Raw genomic sequence first — 18222 nt, 5'->3', positions numbered from 1 at the left:
CGATGAGCAATGTGTGCGGGCGTAAACTTTATGGGTGTCAACATTGCACGAGATGTGTATGGGTGTCAACATGTAGCCGTGACGACCACCGGACGCGACCGCTACCACCACGGCGACCTGCGCAACGCCCTCGCCCGTGCGGCCACCGAGCTCGCCGCGTCCGGCGGGCCGGACGCCGTGACCATCCGGGGCGCTGCCCGCGAGGTCGGCGTCACCCCCACCGCGGCCTACCGCCACTTCGGCAACCAGACCGACCTGCTCGAGGCCGCCCGCTCCCTGGCCATGGACGGCATGGTCGCGGCGATGGCGGAGTTCCTCCAGGCGGTCCCCGAGGGCGGCGACCCCGTGGAGCGCGCGTTGCAGCGGCTGCTCTCGACCGGTCGCGGCTATATCCGGTTCGCGATGCAGGAGCCGGGGATCTTCCAGACCTGCTTCACCGGGCGGTTGCGCTACCCCACCGAGCCGATGCCGGCGGACGCGGCGCCCTACGCGCTGCTCGGCGAGATGCTCGACGAGCTCGTCCAGGTCGGCTACCTGGCCCCCGAGGACCGGCCCGGCGCCGAGGCCGGGCCGTGGGCGGCCGTGCACGGCCTCGCCCTGCTGCTGACCGACGGCCCGCTCAAGGACCTGCCGGCCGCCGAGCGGGAGGCAGCCATCGACCGCACCCTGCAGATGACGGCGCGCGGCCTCGCCACCGGCCCGAAGGCGGTCGCCGCCCGCTAGTGTCGCCCGCGTGGACGAGGACCTGGTCGACTACGCGCGGTGGGGCGAGCGCTTCTTCGCGACGGCCGTGACCGTCGACCGGGTGCTGCGCGGCGTCAACGTCCTGGCCGGCCGACCGATCGACGTGGGCCCGCTCGGCGTCGGGCCGGGCCGGATCGCGAAGGTGACCGCCCGCGGCGTGATCGGCACCGCCACCGGCCAGCGGGTCGGCGCCGACCCCGTCGCCTTCCACGTCGACCTGCCGGTCACCCTGCAGTTCAGCATCGACCTCGGCGTGGACCAGCAGCACTTCGACGCCGACATCACCGTCCCGCTCGTCGTCACCGCGCGCGCCCGCGCCGACCTGGCCATCGTCCTCGACCTGACACCGCCGCAGACCGGCCAGGTCGTCGTACGACTGCGGGCACAGGGACTGCGCGCCTCGCTGACCAGCCGGGCGGCCAACGTCGAGGGCGAGCTGCGCCGCTTCGTGGCGCGCTACGTCGCGAAGGAGCTGGAGAAGCCCTACGTCCGCGATGCGACCGTCATCGACGTGGCGGGCGCGGTCGAGCGCGCCGCCGCCGGGCTCGGCCCGCGCGAGGAGAGCCCGATGGCCGCCGGGCTGACCGGGGACCTCCCGGCCGCCATGGAGGCCGGGATCGAGCACACCGCCCAGGTGCTCCTGGAAGCCGACGGAGAGGAACCGCCTGCATGAAGCCCTATCCCCCGCCGCCGTGGAACATGCACGGCTCGCTCTGGCTGTCGGCCTTCCGGCTCCGCGAGGCGGCCGACGAGCGCCACCCGGCGGGCACGTACGGCGTGGCCCTGGTGTCCTACGAGGACCCCAGCCCGCTGACCTACTACGAGCTGCTGGTCGCGCGGACGACGAAGAACCGCGCCGGCAAGGGCGCGGTGACGATCACCGACATCTGGGTGGACTCCGAGGCGTCGCAGGCCGGCGGGCGCGAGCTGTGGGCGATCCCCAAGCAGCTGTGCGACTTCGACATGGAGAGCAGCTTCCGCGGCCCGGTCACCTCGACCGACTGGACGGCCACCCTCGAGCGCCGACCGATCGTGTCGGCGCACTTCACCGACGTCTCCCGCGCGGCGGTCCGGGTGCCGTTCACCGGCCTGGTCGAGCAGCCGGGCATCGAGGAGCACCCGGACGTCGCCGATGTGGAGATGAAGGGCAGCGCCCGGGCCCTGCCCTGCCGCTCGCGGTGGGACTTCGCCGCCGACGGTCCGCTCGGCTTCCTGCGCGGGGCCCGCCGGCTGGGCTCGTTCCGGATGGCGGGCTTCCGGCTCTCCTTCACCTGACGCCGGCTACTCCGCGTCGAGGTCCTGCTCCACGAGCGCGGCGATCTTCGCGACGTCGGCCTCGTCCTCGCCCGAGACCTCGACCTGGTCGCCGTGGCCGGCGCCGAGGGTCATGATCAGCAGCGCCGAGCTCGCGTCGACGCCGTCCCCGCCCGGGGTGGCGATGAGCACCTCGGAGTCGAGCTCGCCGGCGGCCTCGGAGATGATCGCGGCGGGCCGGGCGTGCAGGCCGACGGCGGAGCCGACGGTGACGGTGACGGTGTGCATGGTGCTTCCTCTCGGTGGGGGTGGCGGTCAGGCCGTGCGGTCAGGCAGTGCGGTCAGGCAGTGCGGTCAGGCAGGGGTCAGGCAGGGGTCAGGCGGTCGGTTCGAGCGAGCGGACGGCGACGTCGCCCGCCCGCACGTCGTCCGGGGTGGGCACGGTGGTGCCGGGCAGGCCGGCGGCCGCGCTGCCCCAGGCCACGGCGCTGGCGAGCCGCTCCGGCGCGGGTGCGCCCCGCAGGTCGGCGGCGAGGTAGCCGAACAGGCTGCAGTCGCCGGCGCCGACGGTGCTGACGACGCGGGTCGGCGGCGGCGTGGCGTGCCAGGCGCCGGTGGCGTCCACCAGCACGGCCCCGGCGCCGCCGAGGGTGGCGAGCACCGTCCCGACGCCGCGCTCGACGAGGGTGCGCGCTGCGAGCGCGACCTGCCCCGGGTCGCGCTCGAGGCGGTCCGGGTCGGCGTCGACGACGGCGGCGAGCTCCTCGGCGTTCGGCTTCAGCAGGCTGGGTGCGGTGCCGGGGGCGAGGGTGGCCACGACGGCGTCCAGGGCGGCGTCACTGGTGTCGACCGCGACGCGACGACCGGTCGCGCGCAGCCGGGCCGAGACGCCGGCGTACCAGTCCTGCGGGGCGCCCGGCGGCAGCGAGCCGGCGAGGACGACCCAGGCGTCGGCGGGCAGCTCGAGCACCCGGTCGACGAGGGCGTCGAGGTCGGCCGCGGTGACGCTCGCGCCGGCGGCGTTGAGCTTGGTGGTGGTGCCGTCGGGCTCGGTCACGGTCAGGTTGACCCGGACCGGTCCGGCCGGCGGCACCGGTGCGCTGGGGACGCCGAGGTGGTCGAGCTCGTGGACGAACGGGTCGTCCGGCTCCGCCGGGAGCACGGCGCAGGTGGCCACGCCCGCGGCGACGCACGCGCGGGAGATGTTCACGCCCTTGCCCCCGGGCTGGTCGAGGGACTCGGCCACGCGGTGCACGCCGCCGCGGACCAGCGCCGACGGCAGCACCACGGTGCGGTCGATGCTGGGGTTGGGGGTGACGGTGACGATCACGCGGTCACGACCTCCACCCCGGCGGCCTCGAAGGATGCCCGGTCCGCAGCCGTCAGGGCGTCGTCGGTGACCAGGGCGTCCACCTCCTCGAGGGAGGCGAAGCGGACGGCCGTCTCCACGCCCACCTTGGAGGAGTCCACCAGTGCGACGACCCGCTCCGCCGCCGTCACGAAGGAACGCTTCGTCGCGGCCTCCTCGCTGTCGGGGGTCGAGAGCCCGTGGGCGGCGGAGAGGCCGTTGGCGCCGAGGTAGGCCGCGTCGACCCGCAGCGCGCCGACCGCCGCGACGGTGGTCGCGCCGACGGCCGCGTGGGTGTTGGTCCGGACCCGGCCCGGCAGCAGGTGCAGCTCGATGCCGGCGTTGCCGGCCAGTCGCGCGGCGATCGAGACGCTGTGGGTGTAGACCACGAGCCGGTGGTTGCCCGGCAGGGCGTCGGCGAAGCGGGCGGTGGTGCTGCCCGCGTCGATGAGCACCGACGCCCCGGCGGGCGGCAGCTGGTCGAGCGCCGCCCGGGCGATCTGGGTCTTGGCCTCGGTGTTGGCCGCGTCGCGCTCCAGCAGGCCGGGCTCGATCGTGGAGAGCGCCGAGGTCGGCACGGCGCCGCCGTGCACGCGGCGCAGCGCGCCGAGCCCCTCCAGCGCGGTGAGGTCGCGGCGGACCGTCTCGGTCGTGACGTCGAAGAGCGCGGCGATCTCGGCGACCGACATCCGACCGTGCGTCGCGACCTGGCGGGCGATGGCCTGCTGGCGCTCCTCCGCGTACATGTGACCTCCCTCACCGATCTGCGTTTGTGTTGTTCTATGCCCGTTTGTGTTGAAAGTCAAGGAGATCCGGCTTAGCGTGTGACCATGGTCACCTCGATCCACGGCACCCCGGTCGTTCCCGGCCTGGCCTTCGGGCCGGCCCAGGTCACGGTCACCGACGTCTCCCCCGCGGCCGTCGAGAAGTACGGCGACGGCGGGTTCACCGACCCCGACGACGCCCTTGCCGCCTACGACGCGGCCGTCGAGGCGGTCGCCGAGGGCTTCCGCCGCAAGGCGTCCGCGGCCGACGGCGCCACTGCCGGCGTGCTCACCGCCAGCGCCGGGCTCGCCACCGACCGCGGCCTGCGCGCGGCGGTCCGCAAGAACCTGCGGGCCGGCGAGCCGGTGCTCACCGCCGTCGACCACGCGGTCGAGCAGTTCGTCACCGTGTTCACCGGCATGGGCGGGCTGATGGCCGAGCGGGTCACCGACCTGCGCGACATCCGCAGCCGCGTGGTCGCCCGCCTCGTCGGTGAGCCCGAACCGGGCGTGACGCTGCCCGACGGGCCGGTCGTCCTGGTCGCCACCGACCTCGCCCCGGCCGACACCGCCGGCCTCGACCCCGCGCTGGTCCTGGCCCTGGTCACCGAGCGCGGCGGCCCGACCAGCCACACCGCGATCATCGCCCGCCAGCTCGGCATCCCATGTGTCGTGGGTGCCACGGGGGTCGTCGCGGCGGCCTCGGGGCACACGCTGCTCGTCGACGGGGCCGCCGGCACGGTCGAGGTCGACCCCGACCCCGCCACCGCCCGCGAGCGCGTGGACCGCGACACCGAGGCGCGGGCCGCGCTCGCCCACTGGGAGGGCCCCGGCCGCACCGCCGACGGCCACCCGGTGAAGCTGATGGCCAACGTCGCCGACGCCGCGTCCGCGCAGGCCGCAGCCGACGGCCCGGTCGCCGGGGTCGGCCTGTTCCGCACCGAGCTCTGCTTCCTCGACCGCGACACCGAGCCCACCGTCGAGGAGCAGGCCGCGGTGTACGCCGACGTGCTCGCCCCGTTCGGCAAGGACCGCAACGTCGTCGTGCGCACCCTCGACGCCGGCTCCGACAAGCCGATCGCCTTCGCCACCCACCCGGACGAGGAGAACCCCGCCCTCGGCGTGCGCGGCCTGCGCCTGTCGTTCACCGACCACGGCCTGCTGGAGCGCCAGCTCGACGCGGTCGCGGCGGCGGCCGAGAAGACCGGCGCCGACACGTGGGTGATGGCGCCGATGGTGGCGACCGTCGACGAGGCCCGTGACTTCGCCACCGCCGCGCGCGAGCGCGGCCTGGTGCCGGGCGTGATGGTGGAGGTCCCCAGCGCCGCGCTGCTGGCCGACCGGGTCCTGGCCGAGGTCGACTTCCTCTCGATCGGCACCAACGACCTGACGCAGTACACGATGGCCGCCGACCGGCTCTGCAGCGACCTGGCCCACCTCACCGACCCGTGGCAGCCGGCCGTCCTGCAGCTGGTCGAGATGACCGCCGCCGCGGGCCGGCGCGCCGGCAAGCCGATCGGCGTCTGCGGCGAGGCCGCCGCCGACCCGCTCCTCGCCTGCGTCCTCGTCGGCCTCGGCGTCACCTCGCTCTCGATGGCCGCGGCCGCCGTCCGTCCCGTCGGCGCCCGCCTCGGCACCGTCACCCTCGAGCAGTGCCGCGCCATGTCCCGCGTCGCCCTGGCCGCCCCCCACCCCGCCGCCGCCCGCGACGCCGCCCGCGCCCTCCTCCCCTCCTGACCCCACCCCCCACCACCGCGAGGTGTGAGGCTTCGCACCGCGAGGTGTGCCGCTTCGCACCACGAGGTGTGGGTTGTGGCTGCGCGAGGTGCGGGTCGTGGCGGTGCGAGGCGCCGGTCGTGGCGGTGCGAGGTGCCGGTCGTGGCTGCGCGAGCGCCGCGCCGTCGTACGACGTGGCGCGCCCGCCCGACAGACGACTCGACCCTCCGCGCGGGTGCGGAGCGTCGGTCGGTGGTGGTGCTGCTGGCCCGGCAGGTCAGACCTGCTGGTCGTCGGGGTCGCCGGGGTCGCGGTCGGGGTCCTGGTCGGCCAGCGCGCGGCGGGAGGAGTCGCGGATCTCGAAGATCTCGGTGGCGAGCCCGCCCACCGCGGCCGCGACGTCCCCGACGGCGCGGGTCACGATCGTGGCGACCTCGCCGACGGTGTGGGCCGCGGCCTCGGCGCCGGCCTGCAGCGCGTCCTTGGCGATCTCGGCCCGGCTCAGCTGGTCACGTCCGCTCATGGGCCCAGTCTCGCGCGAGCTCGGTCAGGCTGCCAACGAGTCGTCGGTCACGGAGTCGGGGCCGGGCACCGGGGAGACCTTCGCCGTGCCGCCGGGCAGCGAGTAGCGCACGATCTTGCGGAAGACGCTGAACAGCTGCTTGCCGAGGCGGCCGGTGTTGTAGGGCAGGCCGTAGCGCTCGCAGATCTCGCGCACCTCCTCGGCGATCTCCGGGTAGCGGCGCGCCGGGAGGTCCGGGAAGAGGTGGTGCTCGATCTGGTGCGACAGGTTGCCGCTCATCAGGTGCATCAGCTTGCTGCCGGTGATGTTGGCCGAGCCGAGCATCTGGCGCAGGTACCAGTGGCCTCGGGTCTCGTTCGCCGTCTCCTCCTCGGAGAACGACGCGACGCCGGCCGGGAAGTGGCCGCAGAAGATGATGTTGAACGCCCAGATGTTGCGGACCAGGTTGGCCGTCGCGTTGCCCGCGAAGGTGAGCGGGAACAGCGGGCCGGTGAGCGCCGGGAACAGCACGTAGTCCTTGAGCGCCTGGCGCTTGATCTTCTTCATCAGGCCCGGGTAGAGCGGCTTGTTGTCCTCGAGGCTGCGCTTGCCCGCCACGATGTTCTCGACCTCGAGGTCGTGCATCGCGACGCCCCACTCGAAGAGCACCATCAGCAGCAACGCGTAGACCGGGTTGCCCAGGTAGTACGGGTGCCACTTCTGGTCGGGGTCCATCCGCAGGACTCCGTAGCCCACGTCGCGGTCCTTGCCGACGATGTTGGTGAACGTGTGGTGGATGTAGTTGTGGGAGTACTTCCACTGCTCACCGGGGCACACGGTGTCCCAGTCGAACATGCGGGAGTTGAAGGCGGGGTCGCCCAGGAAGTCGTACTGCCCGTGCATGACGTTGTGCCCGATCTCCATGTTGTCGAGGATCTTGGAGATACTGAGGCRGGCGACGGCCGGCACCCAGCCGATCACGGGCAGGTAGAACAGCGCGCGGCCGGCGACCTCCATGCTGCGCTGGGTCTTGACGACCTTGCGGAGGTACTCCGCGTCGGCCTCGCCGAGGTCGGCGATGATGCGCTGCCGCAGGGCGTCGAGCTCCTCGCCGAGCTTCTCGATCTGCTCGGCCGTCAGGCCGTGGTACCGCTCGTCCTTCTCGGGTGCAGTGGTGGTCATGTCAGCTCCTTCGTACGACGGTGCGTCGGTCAGGGACGTGCTGGGGATGTCGGGGCGGGGATGGCGTCAGCGCCGGGCGTCACAGGTCGACGTGGCAGTCGCCGGCGGCGCTGGTGACGCAGATCCGGATCTCCTCGTCGGGCAGGGAGGACTCCTCGCCGGTGAGGACGTTGCGCGTGGTGCCGGAGGTCTTGGTGCGGGTGCAGGTGAAGCAGATGCCCATCCGGCAGCCGTACTCCGGGCTCAGGCCGGCCGCCTCGGCCTGCTCGAGCAGGCTGGCTCCGTCGGCGGCGACGGTCGTGCCGGACCGGGTGAAGGACACCTCGCCCTCGACGGCCTCGCCGGGCTGGGCGGCGCGGGCGACGGCCGGCTTGAAGAACTCCATCCGCAGCCGCGGGGAGAGCTCACCGTCGGGGCCGGTGTAGGCGTCGCGGACGAGGTCGACCAGGCCGGCGGGCCCGCACAGCCACGTGTCGGTGTGGCGGAAGTCGGGCACCAGGCGGCGCAGCTCGAGCTCGTTGAAGACCTGGTCGCCGTGGCGCAGGTGTACGGTGACGTCGTTGTCGGCCTCGGCGATCGCGGCCAGCTCGTCGGCGAAGATCTGGTCCTCGGGGCTGCGGGCGTAGTGCAGGAAGGTCACCTTGCGGCCCGCCTTCCCGTCGTACCCGTCGCGCAGGAGGGTGCGCACCATCGACATGGCCGGCGTGATGCCGGAGCCGCCGGTGATGAACAGCAGGTGGTTGCTGGTCGGGGTCGCCGGGCTCTCGTCGAGGGTGAACTCCCCCTGCGCCTGCGAGAGGTGGACGATCGTGCCGGGCTGCGCCTCGCGGACGAGGTACTTCGACACCTGGCCGTCGTCGTTGGCGCGGACGGTGAGCGTGATCTGCTCGCCCGGGACCGAGGCCGCCGAGGAGATCGAGAACGCCCGGGTCAGCCGGCGCGCGGAGCCCGGGAGCTCGACGCCGACGAGCACGTGCTGGCCGGCGCGGTGGCCGCGCCAGGTGCTGGTCGGCTCCAGGGTGATCGTGGCGACCGGTGCGGTGTCGCGACCGGCGGTCTCGCGGTGGACGGAGACCACGCGGGCGCGGACCTCGTGGGCGGCCCACATCGGGTTGAACCGCTCGAGGTACCGGTCGACGCCGTGCGGCGTGGTGAGCGCGGCGACCAGCCGCGAGCGCAGGAGCCGCCCGACCGGGCCGGCCGGGGTGGGCCCCGTCGGCGTGGTGATGAGCGCGGACATCGCGCCTCCTTCGGAACGGGTGCGGGAACGGGTGCGGGAAGATTGAGTGCACGTCTGTACACCCAAAACCCTCTCAACCTCGCCGGCGAGGGTCAACGGGTCCACGACGTGACAGTGCACACATGTTCACCGAAGGTAGGATCGGGTACATGAGTGGGACTCGGCTCGAGCAGAAGGAGCGCACCCGCCGCGCGATCCTCGACGCGGCGCTGGCGCTCTCGGCCGAGTCGACCCTCGTGGCCCTCTCGCTGCGCCAGGTCGCCAAGGAGGTCGGCATCGTGCCGACCGCCTTCTACCGCCACTTCCCCTCGCTGGAGGACCTCGGCCTCGCGCTCGTCGAGGAGTCCCTCGATACCCTCCGCGCCCTGCTGCGCGAGCTGCGGCGCTCGGCCGGCGACGACTTCCGCTCGATCATCGACGGCTCCGTCGGCGTCCTGGTGGCCCAGGTGCGGGGCAACCACGCCCACTTCGGCTTCATCGCCCGCGAGCGGTTCGCTGGCCCGGCGCCGGTGCGCGCGGCGATCAACCGCGGCATCGAGATCGCCGAGCGCGAGCTCGCCGTCGACCTCGCCCACCTGCCCGGCACCTCGGAGTGGTCGGAGGAGGACCTGCGCACCCTCTCCTCGCTCATCGTCGGCGCGATGGTCACCACGGCGGAGCGGCTGATCACCGCCGGCCCGGGCTCGCCGGAGGAGAAGCAGATCACCGACTCCGCCCGCACCCAGCTGCGGATGCTCGTGGTCGGCGCGATCAACTGGCGGTCCCGCCCCTGAGGCGCGCGTCAGGCTCGTCACGTTCGGTGGACTCTCCCCCGTCCGCCGACCACCATGGCGCGGTGCCCTCCGCAGTCGACACCCTGACCACCGCCGCCCGCCACGCCTGGGCGCTGTCCCCGATCGGCCCCGGCATCGAGCAGTACGACGGCCTGCCGGCCACCGTGCTCTCCGACGAGCCGCACCGCCGACTGGTCCGCTACGACCGCGCCACGCCAGCCACGGCCCAACGGCCGGTCCTCCTCGTCCCGCCGCTGGCCGTCTCCGCCCGCTGCTTCGACCTGCGACCGGGCCAGAGCCTGGCCGCGCACCTGGTCGAGGCCGGCCGGGCGACGTACCTCCTCGACTACGGGCAGATCACCTTCGCCGACCGGGCGATGGGCTTCGAGGCCTGGATCGACGACATCCTGCCCACCGCGATCCACGCCGTGCTGGCCGACCACGCCGAGCCGGGTGACCCGGTCGACGGGGTCGACCTCGTCGGGTGGTCGCTCGGCGGCACGATCAGCCTGCTGACCGCCGCCGCGCACCCGGACCTGCCGATCTCGTCGCTCACGGCGTTCGGGACGCCGATCGACTACTCCAAGGTCGCCGCCGTGCAGCCGCTCATCGCGGCTGACCGCCTGCTCGGCTCGCGCACCGTCACCGCGCCGACCGCCGTGCTGGGCGGGGTGCCGCGGCACCTGGTCCGGGCCAGCTACCGGGCGATGGCGCCGCGCCGCGAGCTCACCAAGGCGCTGCACCTGACCCGCAACATCCTCGACGTCGAGACCCTCGCCCGCACCGAGGCCGTCGACGCCTTCATCGCCGAGATGCCGGGCTACCCCGGCCGCGCGTACCACCAGATCCACACCCGGCTGATGGCGCGCAACGAGCTCGCGTCCGGCACCGTCCACCTCAGCCGCAAGCGGGCCGTCCACCTCGCCGACGTCCGGACGCGGGTCCTCCTCGTCGGCAGCGAGACCGACAACATCGCCGACGGCCCCGCCGTCCGCGCGGGTGTGGGCGTCGTGCCCGGCGCGCGGTACGTCGCCGCCGACGGGCTCAGCCACCTCGGCCTGGTCGCCGGGCCGCGGGCCGCCGAGGTCAGCTGGCCGGCGCTGGACGCCTTCCTCGGCTGACCGGCTCCCCGGCTGCCCGGCCCGGAAATGACCGCTGCCGGCGGGCCCCTCGCGGGTCCGGCCGGCAGCGCCGTCTCCGGGCGTGGTGCGTCAGTGTGCGGCCGGCGCACCCTCCGGCGCGGCGACCTTCGACGGCAGCAGCAGCGCCATCGCGATCACGACCAGGCCGATCGCCGCACCCGCGGCGAACGCCCACTGCAGGCCGCCGACGAACGCGTCGGCAGAGCTGGCGCCGTCCTCGGCGAGCTGCTCGGTGCGGTTGGTCATGATCACGACCAGCAGCGCGGTGCCGATCGCGCCGGCGACCTGCTGCAGCGTGCCCAGCAGCGAGCTGCCGTGGGAGTACAGCTGCGGCGCCAGGTCGCCCAGGCCGATGGTGAACACCGGCGTGAACACGGTGGCCAGGCTCGCCATCAGCGCGACGTGCAGGGCCAGGATGACGGCGTACGGCGTGTCCGTGCCGATCCGGCTGAGCGCGAACAGCAGCGCCACCATCGCGACCGAGCCGGGGATCACCAGCGGCCGCGAGCCGATCCGGTCGTAGACCTTGCCGACCTGCGGGCCGAGCAGGCCCATCGCCAGGCCACCGGGCATCACCAGCAGGCCGGTCTGCAGCTCGGACAGGCCGCGCAGGTTCTGCAGGTAGAGCGGCAGCAGCAGCATCGAGCCGAGGAAGGCCATGAAGCCGGCCGACATGAGCACCAGCGAGACCGCGAAGTTGCGGTGCTTGAGGGTGCGCAGGTCCATCAGGGGGCCCTCCGAGCGCTGCAGCACGAGCTGGTAGACCGCGAACGCCGCGATCAGCACAACCCCGCCACCGATGAGCAGCGCGGGCTCGGTCCACTCACCCTCGCCGACCTTGCTGAGGCCGTAGACGAAGGAGCTGAAGCCGCCCGCGGCCAGCACGACGCTGAGCCAGCTGATCGGGCTCTTCCGCGCCTCGCCGACGTTCTCGAGCTGGCGGAACCCGAAGAACCCGACCAGCACGGCGATCGGCAGCACCACGGCGAAGATCAGGCGCCACGAGCCGAAGTGCAGCAGCACGCCGGACACGGCCGGGCCGAGCGCCGGGGCGCACGACATCGCGAGCGTCACCTGGCCCATCACCCGGCCGCGGTCCTCGGCGGCGACCACGGTCATCAGCGTGGTCATCAGCAGCGGCATCATCACCGCCGTACCGCCCGCCTGGACGACGCGGCCGACCAGCAGGACGTCGAAGGTCGGCGCGAGCGCGGCGACGAGCGTGCCGGCGGTGAACGTGGTCATCGCCGTCGCGTACGCCGAGCGCGTGCTCACCCGCTGCAGGAACCACCCGGTCACCGGGATCACCGCAGCCATCGTCAGCATGAAGACGGTCAGCGACCACTGCGCGGTGCTCTCGCTGATGCCGAAGTCGGTCATCAGCCGCGGCACGGCGTTGACGAGGGTGGTCTCGTTGAGGATCACGACGAAGGTCGCGGCGACGAGGAGCTTGATCACCAGCGGCGTGCGGCCGGCGGGAGCCGCGGCCCCCGGGGTCGTGGGGGCGCTGAACTCCTGCTCGAACGCGGCGAGGTCCTCGGCGTCGTCGCCGATCGCGTGGGGCCCGGTGGGCGCAGTCATGACGGGTCCAATCGGTAGGGAGGCATGGTCCAGCGGTGGCCGACCAACGGTGTTGCCGGACGATCCGGCCCTCGCTTCAACTACTCCACGAACGGGCCGGCACCTTTTCGACATCAGCGACGGGGAAAACTCATCGCCCTCCCCGGTGGCGACGTCAGGAGTCAATCGTCGGGCACGGGGATTGATTCCCGCCAGCGGTTTTCGCGCGGGGGTGGGGGCGCTGGGCGGGCGTGGTTTCACCACCTAGGTGGTGAAACTGCGGGACTGGGCACACGAAACTTGCCGATCTGGCCCTGATTTCGTGTGCCAGGCCGGGGTTTCACCACCTAGGTGGTGAAACCCCCTCCCCCTCAGCGGGTGAACACGACCTTCCCGAAGACCTCCCCGCCGGCCATGGCGGCGAACCCGTCCCGGGCGTCGGTCATCGGCAGCACCCGGTCGATGACCGGGCGGACGCCGGTGGCGTCGAGCATGGTGACCAGGCTGGCCAGCTCGTCGCGGGTGCCCATCGTGGAGCCGATGACGCTCAGCTGCAGGAAGAAGATCCGGGTCAGCTCGGCGTCGTCGAGCTTCGGGCCGGACGTGGTGCCGGAGATGACGATCTTCCCGCCGGGGCGCAGCGAGCGGATCGAGTGCGACCAGGTCGCGCGGCCGACGGTCTCCATGACGGCGTCGACCTTGACCGGCAGCCGCTCGTTGGACTCGAACACCTCGTGCGCGCCGAGCTCGAGCGCCTTGGCGCGCTTGGCCTCGTCGCGGCTGGTGGCGAGCACCCGCAGGCCGCCGGCGCGGGCGAGCGCGATGAGGGCGGTGGCGACGCCGCCGCCGGCGCCCTGCACCAGCACGGTGTCACCGGCCTTGAGGTTCCCCTGGGTGAAGAGCATGCGGTACGCCGTGAGCCACGCCGTCGGCAGGCACGCGGCCTCCTCGAAGGACATCGACGCGGGCTTCGGCACGACGTTGCGGCGCGGCACGATGACCTTGTCCGCGAACGTGCCCTGGTGCCGCTCGGAGAGCAGCGAGCGGCGCGGGTCGAAGGTCTCGTCGCCGGTCCACGTCGGGTCGGAGACGACGGCGTGGACGACGACCTCGTTGCCGTCCTCGTCGTACCCCGCGGCGTCGCAGCCGAGGATCATCGGCAGCGCCTCCTGCTTGAGGCCCACGCCGCGCAGCGACCACAGGTCGTGGTGGTTGAGCGAGGCGGCCTTGACGGTGACAGTGGTCCAGCCGTCCGGGGCGACCGGGTCGGGGCGCTCGCCGACCACGAGGCCGGTCAGCGGGTCGTCGGCGGAGCTGGCGAAGGAGTCTGCGTAGACGGCGAACACGGGCTCAACCTACCGAGACGGCGAAGCCGCCCACGCCCCCGCTCGGGGACTGGGCGGCTCCTGCGAGGTCCGGCCAGGGCCGGATCCGGTCAGGCGCGGGCGACGCCGTCGCGCCGGGCCGCCTCGGCGACCGCGGCCGCGACCGCCGGGCCGACCCGCGAGTCGAACGGCGAGGGGATGACCAGGTCCTCGGACAGGTCGTCACCGACGAGCGCGGCCAGTGCGTCGGCGGCGGCGACCTTCATGCCCTCGGTGATCGCGCTCGCGTGCACGTCGAACGCCCCGCGGAAGATGCCGGGGAAGGCCAGCACGTTGTTGATCTGGTTCGGGAAGTCCGAACGGCCGGTGGCCACGACCCGCGCGTGCCGGTGGGCGACGTCGGGGTGGACCTCGGGGTTCGGGTTCGCCATCGCGAAGATGATCGCGTCGTCAGCCATCGTCGCGACGACCTCCTCCGGCACGGTGCCGCCGGAGACGCCGATGTAGACGTCCGCGCCGTCGAACGCCTCGGCGAGGGTGCCACGGCGACCGCTCTTGTCGGCGGTGAGCTCGGCGAGCGCCTTCTTCGCGGGGGTGAGGTCGTGGCGGTCGGAGCTGACCACGCCCTTGCGGTCGGTGACCGCGATGTCGCGGATGCCGGCGGCGAGCAGGATCTTGGCGATCGCGACGCCCGCGGCGCCGGCACCGGAGATGACGACACGGGTCGACTCGGGGGTGCGGCCGGTGAGCTTGAGTGCGTTCACCAGCGCCGCCAGGGTCACCACCGCGGTGCCGTGCTGGTCGTCGTGGAAGACGGGGATGTCGAGGGCCTCCTTGAGGCGGTCCTCGATCTCGAAGCAGCGCGGGGCGGAGATGTCCTCGAGGTTGATGCCGCCGAAGCTCGGCGCCATCCGGACGACGGTCTCGATGATCTCCTCGACGTCGGTGGTCGCCAGGCAGATCGGGACGCCGTCGACGCCGCCGAACTGCTTGAACAGCACGGCCTTGCCCTCCATCACGGGCATCGCGGCGGCCGGGCCGATGTCGCCCAGGCCGAGCACGGCGGTGCCGTCGGTGACGATGGCGACGGTGTTGGGCACCCACGTGTAGTGCCGGGTCAGCTCGGGGTCCTCCGCGATCGCGGTGCAGACCTCGGCGACACCGGGGGTGTAGGCGAGCGAGAGCTCGTCCTTGTTGCTGACGTCAGCGGTGGGTACGGTCGCCATCTTCCCGCCGAGGTGGAGGTCGAACACCGGGTCGCCCGCGCGCGGGTGGGGGGAAGGAACGTCAGCAGCCACGAAGAGCAATCCTCCCACACCCGCCCTCCCGGGAGGGCGCCCCGTCCGGATGACGAGGGTCACAGCAGGCGCGGCCGCGGCCAGACCCTGGCCCGGGCAACCGCCCACACGTCGTCGTCCGCGACGGCCCCGCGGTGGCGCGAGTCGACACCGGCGGCGGGGTTGTCACCGCGCAGCCACCAGCCGCCGTCGCGCCGCTCGACGGCGCGCTTGACGACGACCGTGCCGTCGGCGAACCGGGCGACCACCACGCGACCGGGGCGGACCCGCGCTCCCCACGCCACGAGCAGGCGGTCGCCGGGGGCGAGGGTGGGCCGCATCGAGTCCCCCCGTACGACGGCGAGGCCGACCTTGCGTCGTACCGGAGCGTGTCCCGAGTCGCGACCTTCCGTTGCCCCGCCTGCCATGCCGAGTAGTGTCGCAGTCAGCAGTTCGCACCGCGTCGATGACGTGGTGCCCACGTCGATCTCCCAGAGAGGACCCACATGTTCTCCCGTCTCACCCGCAAGCTCGTCGCCCCGACCATCGAGGTCTCGGCGCACTGCGACCTCCCCTGCGGCGTCTACGACCCGGCCCAGGCCCGCATCGAGGCCGAGTCGATCAAGGCCCTCATCGCCAAGGTCGCCGACAACGACGACCCGGACTTCCGCACCCGGGCGATCCTGATCAAGGAGCAGCGCTCCGAGCTGGTCAAGCACCACCTGTGGGTGCTGTGGACCGACTACTTCAAGCCCCCGCACTTCGAGAAGTACCCGCAGCTGCACACCCTGGTGAACGAGGCCACCAAGCTCGCCGGCGCCACCGGCACCAAGGGCAGCCTCGACGCCGAGGTCGCCGACCAGCTGCTCGCGAAGATCGACGAGATCGCCGAGATCTTCTGGGAGACGAAGAAGTGAGCCACAGCCCACGAGCCCGGTCGCGCGACCTCGGTCGCGCTGACCGACCCTGGGCTCGTGGGCTGGCGGCGAACGCCTGAGTCGCGCGAGCGCCAGCGAGCGCAGGCGAAGAAGGCCTGAGCCGGTCTCCACTGCAGGAGCCGCGCACCCTCCGGGGTGCGCGGCTCCTGTCGTTCTCCGCCGGGTCACCACCCGGGCCGGCACCCGCTTCGCAGGACTCCGCCACCATTTCGACAGGATTTCCTGTCATTCCTGCTCGACCTGCCGATGCATCCCTCGCGTACCCGGGCTGAACCTGCCCGGACCCAACCGGAGGGAGACCCCACGCGATGCATCGCGTCCTGATCAAGATCGTCCTCGCCCTGGCTGTCAGCCTGGGCCTGACCCTGACCGTCACCGGTGCGCCCGCCACCGCGGCCGCGCCCGCCCCGGTCGCCGCCGCCGGCACCGCGCAGGCCGCGACCGCCAACTGCTCGACGCAGGCCGCCGCCTTCAACCAGGCGAGCAACAAGGCCTCCGCCAAGCAGGCTGCCGCCACGAAGGCGAAGAAGGCCGTCGCCAAGGCCAAGAAGAAGGTCACCAAGGCCACCAAGGCCGTCAAGAAGGCCAAGGGCAAGGCCAAGAAGGCCAAGGCGAAGAAGGTCCTCGTCAAGGCCAAGAAGGTCCTGAAGAAGGCGAAGAAGAAGGCCGCCAACACCAAGGCCGCCGCCCGCTCCGCCGCGACCGTCAAGTCCTCGCGCCGGGTCCAGCTCGAGCAGTGCAAGTCGGCCGTGTCCGCCGGCGGTGCCACCGCCAGCCCGATCCAGTTCCTCTGCGACGCCGGCGTGCCGCAGGAGATCTGCGACGGCCTCGTCTCGCTGATCCCCGGTGGCGGCTCGCTCGCCAACCCGCTGCAGCTGCTGTGCGACCAGGTCCCGCAGGCGGCTCCGCTCTGCGGCGCGTTCGGTGGCGGCTCCGTCATCCCCGGCGCCGACGTGCTGAGCAACATCCTCGGCGAGATCCTCGAGACCACCGGCCTCAGCTGGCTGCTCGACCAGGTCCTCTCGACCCTCGGCGTGGACAAGCTGCTCGACGACCTCGGTCTCGGCATCCTGCTCGACCTGCTGGGCATCCGACCCTGACCCGGATCCGCCTGGTTCCGGTCGGCTGACCGACGCGCGCGGCCGCGCCCCCGTCCGGGGGCGCGGCCGTTCGCGTAGGCTCGGGGCCGGTCCAGGTCCCATTCCCACTCGGAGGAGCGGCATGTCCGAGACGAGCGTCCCCGCTGCTGAGCCCTCAGCCCCGACCGGCGAGCCGGCAGAGGTCGAGCTGAGGCTGCCCGCCGACGGCGCCTACGCCTCCGTGCTGCGCACCCTCACCGCGGGCCTCGCCGCCCGCCTCGACTTCACGATGGACGACATCGAGGACCTGCGCATCGCCGTCTCGGAGGCTGCCGCGATGGTGCTCGACGAGGCCGACCCCGGCACCGTCCTCGACTGCGTCTTCCGCCTCGAGCCCGCCTCGCTCGGCATCTCCATCAGCGCCACCTCCTCCGCTCCCTCCGAGCCCGACTACGAGAGCTTCGGCTGGCAGGTGCTCGCCACCCTGGCCGCCGAGGCCTCCATCGACACCACCGCCGACACCTATGCAGTCCGGCTGACGGTGCGGTCCTCGCTCGCCTCATGACCGCCGACCTGTCTCGGGACGACCGGCGGTCGATGTCCGTCGAGGAGACCCGCCGCCGCAGCGCCGACCTGTTCGCCGTGCTGCACGACGAGGGCGCGTCCGCCGCCGAGCGCGACACCGCGCGCGACCGCCTCGTGCACCTCCACCTGCCGCTGGTGGAGCACTGCGCCCGCCGCTTCCGCAACCGTGGCGAACCCTACGAGGACCTCGTGCAGGTCGGCACGATCGGGCTGATCAAGTCCGTCGACCGCTTCGACACCGACCGTGGCGTGGAGTTCTCCACCTACGCGACGCCGACCATCATCGGTGAGATCAAGCGCTACTTCCGCGACAAGGGCTGGGCCATCCGCGTGCCGCGCCGGCTGCAGGAGCTGCGCATGCAGATCAGCGCCTCCACCGCCGAGCTCACCCAGACCCTGGGCCGCTCCCCCACCCCGCGCGAGCTCGCCGACGCCATCGGCTGCTCCGTCGAGGAGATCGTCGAGGGCCTGGAGTCGAGCAACGCCTACTCCACGCTCTCCCTCGACGCCACCGACGACGACTCCGACGGCGGCGCCGGCCAGAGCATGCTCGACGCGATGGGCGTCGACGACGGCGCGCTCGAGCACGTCGAGATCCGCGAGTCGGTCAAGCCGCTGCTGGAGAACCTCCCCGCCCGCGAGAAGCGGATCCTGCTGCTGCGCTTCTTCAAGAACATGACGCAGTCGCAGATCGCCGAGGAGATCGGCGTCTCCCAGATGCACGTCTCGCGGCTGCTGAGCCGCACCCTCGAGCAGCTGCGGCACTCGCTCGAGGCGGACGGCTAGGCCGTAC

The 18222-nt window shown here is 72.8% G+C and carries 20 protein-coding genes; 10 read left to right on the top strand and 10 right to left on the bottom strand.

The window, feature by feature from the left end; all coding sequences use genetic code 11:
* Positions 1-78 precede the first annotated feature (78 nt).
* The 3 genes from L615_RS04140 to L615_RS04130 are packed head-to-tail and all read left to right on the top strand — an operon-like array spanning position 79 to position 2019.
* A complete protein-coding gene (locus L615_RS04140) occupies positions 79-723 on the top strand; it encodes a TetR/AcrR family transcriptional regulator (protein WP_028655635.1) in 645 nt (214 codons plus the stop codon).
* 10 nt (positions 724-733) lie between these two features.
* Entirely contained in the window at positions 734-1417 is a 684-nt protein-coding gene (locus tag L615_RS04135) for a hypothetical protein (protein ID WP_145724214.1), read from the top strand.
* Positions 1414-2019, top strand: coding sequence for an acetoacetate decarboxylase family protein (locus L615_RS04130; protein ID WP_145724213.1), 606 nt, complete (start codon positions 1414-1416; stop codon positions 2017-2019). The genes L615_RS04135 and L615_RS04130 overlap by 4 nt, the downstream gene beginning before the upstream one ends.
* Before the next feature lie 6 nt (positions 2020-2025).
* Here L615_RS04130 and L615_RS04125 read toward each other — a convergent pair whose 3' ends face one another.
* The 3 genes from L615_RS04125 to L615_RS04115 form a co-directional block, all read right to left on the bottom strand.
* Positions 2026-2286, bottom strand: a complete 261-nt coding sequence (locus L615_RS04125; protein ID WP_145724212.1) for an HPr family phosphocarrier protein — start codon at positions 2284-2286, stop codon at positions 2026-2028.
* Between the two features lie 88 nt (positions 2287-2374).
* Positions 2375-3328, bottom strand: coding sequence for a 1-phosphofructokinase family hexose kinase (locus L615_RS04120; protein ID WP_145724211.1), 954 nt, complete (start codon positions 3326-3328; stop codon positions 2375-2377).
* Positions 3325-4092 carry a DeoR/GlpR family DNA-binding transcription regulator gene (locus tag L615_RS04115; protein ID WP_028655639.1) on the bottom strand — a complete coding sequence of 256 codons (768 nt, stop codon included), beginning with the start codon at positions 4090-4092 and terminating at the stop codon, positions 3325-3327. Before L615_RS04115 ends, L615_RS04120 begins: the two co-directional genes overlap by 4 nt.
* A gap of 84 nt (positions 4093-4176) precedes the next feature.
* On the opposite strand from L615_RS04115, the gene ptsP reads away from it, so the two are divergent.
* Positions 4177-5847 (top strand): phosphoenolpyruvate--protein phosphotransferase, encoded by a 1671-nt coding sequence (gene ptsP / locus L615_RS04110; protein WP_145724210.1) that lies wholly within the window; start codon positions 4177-4179, stop codon positions 5845-5847.
* Positions 5848-6103: 256 nt separating this feature from the next.
* On the opposite strand, the gene L615_RS04105 is transcribed toward ptsP, so the two are convergent.
* From L615_RS04105 to L615_RS04095, 3 genes are all read right to left on the bottom strand, one after another.
* Positions 6104-6349 carry a hypothetical protein gene (locus L615_RS04105; RefSeq protein WP_145724209.1) on the bottom strand — a complete coding sequence of 82 codons (246 nt, stop codon included), beginning with the start codon at positions 6347-6349 and terminating at the stop codon, positions 6104-6106.
* Between the two features lie 24 nt (positions 6350-6373).
* Positions 6374-7510, bottom strand: a complete 1137-nt coding sequence (locus tag L615_RS04100) for an acyl-CoA desaturase (protein ID WP_145724208.1) — start codon at positions 7508-7510, stop codon at positions 6374-6376.
* A 79-nt stretch (positions 7511-7589) separates the two neighbouring features.
* Positions 7590-8750, bottom strand: coding sequence for a ferredoxin reductase (locus tag L615_RS04095; protein ID WP_036517643.1), 1161 nt, complete (start codon positions 8748-8750; stop codon positions 7590-7592).
* 149 nt (positions 8751-8899) lie between these two features.
* Between L615_RS04095 and L615_RS04090 the strand changes: the two genes are divergently transcribed.
* Positions 8900-9523: a TetR family transcriptional regulator gene (locus L615_RS04090; RefSeq protein WP_051485760.1), complete on the top strand. Its 624-nt coding sequence runs from the start codon at positions 8900-8902 to the stop codon at positions 9521-9523.
* A 62-nt stretch (positions 9524-9585) separates the two neighbouring features.
* A complete protein-coding gene (locus tag L615_RS04085; RefSeq protein ID WP_145724207.1) occupies positions 9586-10644 on the top strand; it encodes an alpha/beta fold hydrolase in 1059 nt (352 codons plus the stop codon).
* 90 nt (positions 10645-10734) lie between these two features.
* Here L615_RS04085 and L615_RS04080 read toward each other — a convergent pair whose 3' ends face one another.
* From L615_RS04080 to sodX, 4 genes are all read right to left on the bottom strand, one after another.
* On the bottom strand, positions 10735-12246 hold the full coding sequence (locus tag L615_RS04080; protein WP_145724206.1) for an MDR family MFS transporter: 1512 nt from the start codon (positions 12244-12246) through the stop codon (positions 10735-10737).
* A gap of 350 nt (positions 12247-12596) precedes the next feature.
* Positions 12597-13571, bottom strand: a complete 975-nt coding sequence (locus tag L615_RS04075) for a zinc-binding dehydrogenase (RefSeq protein ID WP_145724205.1) — start codon at positions 13569-13571, stop codon at positions 12597-12599.
* Positions 13572-13660: 89 nt separating this feature from the next.
* Positions 13661-14776 carry an NADP-dependent malic enzyme gene (locus L615_RS04070; protein WP_145724225.1) on the bottom strand — a complete coding sequence of 372 codons (1116 nt, stop codon included), beginning with the start codon at positions 14774-14776 and terminating at the stop codon, positions 13661-13663.
* A gap of 131 nt (positions 14777-14907) precedes the next feature.
* Positions 14908-15255 (bottom strand): nickel-type superoxide dismutase maturation protease, encoded by a 348-nt coding sequence (gene sodX, locus L615_RS04065; protein ID WP_145724204.1) that lies wholly within the window; start codon positions 15253-15255, stop codon positions 14908-14910.
* 78 nt (positions 15256-15333) lie between these two features.
* Between sodX and sodN the strand changes: the two genes are divergently transcribed.
* The 4 genes from sodN (at position 15334) to L615_RS04045 (ending at position 18215) form a co-directional block, all read left to right on the top strand.
* On the top strand, positions 15334-15744 hold the full coding sequence (gene sodN / locus L615_RS04060) for a superoxide dismutase, Ni (RefSeq protein WP_145724203.1): 411 nt from the start codon (positions 15334-15336) through the stop codon (positions 15742-15744).
* A gap of 329 nt (positions 15745-16073) precedes the next feature.
* Entirely contained in the window at positions 16074-16865 is a 792-nt protein-coding gene (locus tag L615_RS04055; protein ID WP_145724202.1) for a hypothetical protein, read from the top strand.
* A 121-nt stretch (positions 16866-16986) separates the two neighbouring features.
* Positions 16987-17409: an anti-sigma factor gene (locus L615_RS04050; RefSeq protein WP_145724201.1), complete on the top strand. Its 423-nt coding sequence runs from the start codon at positions 16987-16989 to the stop codon at positions 17407-17409.
* The gene (locus tag L615_RS04045) at positions 17406-18215 is read left to right on the top strand and encodes an RNA polymerase sigma factor SigF (protein ID WP_028655648.1); all 810 of its coding nucleotides are present in this window, start codon (positions 17406-17408) and stop codon (positions 18213-18215) included. Before L615_RS04050 ends, L615_RS04045 begins: the two co-directional genes overlap by 4 nt.
* Positions 18216-18222: the final 7 nt, after the last annotated feature.

The sequence above is a fragment of the Nocardioides sp. J9 genome (genome assembly GCF_007829375.1).
Taxonomy (GTDB): Bacteria; Actinomycetota; Actinomycetes; order Propionibacteriales; family Nocardioidaceae; genus Nocardioides.
The sequence above is the reverse complement of the archived record's forward strand: the minus strand, read 5'-3'. Positions and strand labels throughout refer to the sequence as shown.

Coding starts and splice junctions, on each gene's coding strand:
- sodN (WP_145724203.1), top strand. CDS start 15,334: ATGTTCTCCCGTCTCACCCGCAAGCTCGTCGCCCCGACCATCGAGGTC.
- L615_RS04095 (WP_036517643.1), bottom strand. CDS start 8,750: ATGTCCGCGCTCATCACCACGCCGACGGGGCCCACCCCGGCCGGCCCG.
- L615_RS04105 (WP_145724209.1), bottom strand. CDS start 6,349: ATGAGCGGACGTGACCAGCTGAGCCGGGCCGAGATCGCCAAGGACGCG.
- L615_RS04045 (WP_028655648.1), top strand. CDS start 17,406: ATGACCGCCGACCTGTCTCGGGACGACCGGCGGTCGATGTCCGTCGAG.
- L615_RS04115 (WP_028655639.1), bottom strand. CDS start 4,092: ATGTACGCGGAGGAGCGCCAGCAGGCCATCGCCCGCCAGGTCGCGACG.
- L615_RS04080 (WP_145724206.1), bottom strand. CDS start 12,246: ATGACTGCGCCCACCGGGCCCCACGCGATCGGCGACGACGCCGAGGAC.
- ptsP (WP_145724210.1), top strand. CDS start 4,177: ATGGTCACCTCGATCCACGGCACCCCGGTCGTTCCCGGCCTGGCCTTC.
- L615_RS04090 (WP_051485760.1), top strand. CDS start 8,900: ATGAGTGGGACTCGGCTCGAGCAGAAGGAGCGCACCCGCCGCGCGATC.
- L615_RS04125 (WP_145724212.1), bottom strand. CDS start 2,286: ATGCACACCGTCACCGTCACCGTCGGCTCCGCCGTCGGCCTGCACGCC.
- L615_RS04050 (WP_145724201.1), top strand. CDS start 16,987: ATGTCCGAGACGAGCGTCCCCGCTGCTGAGCCCTCAGCCCCGACCGGC.
- L615_RS04130 (WP_145724213.1), top strand. CDS start 1,414: ATGAAGCCCTATCCCCCGCCGCCGTGGAACATGCACGGCTCGCTCTGG.
- L615_RS04055 (WP_145724202.1), top strand. CDS start 16,074: ATGCATCGCGTCCTGATCAAGATCGTCCTCGCCCTGGCTGTCAGCCTG.
- sodX (WP_145724204.1), bottom strand. CDS start 15,255: ATGGCAGGCGGGGCAACGGAAGGTCGCGACTCGGGACACGCTCCGGTA.
- L615_RS04070 (WP_145724225.1), bottom strand. CDS start 14,776: ATGGCGACCGTACCCACCGCTGACGTCAGCAACAAGGACGAGCTCTCG.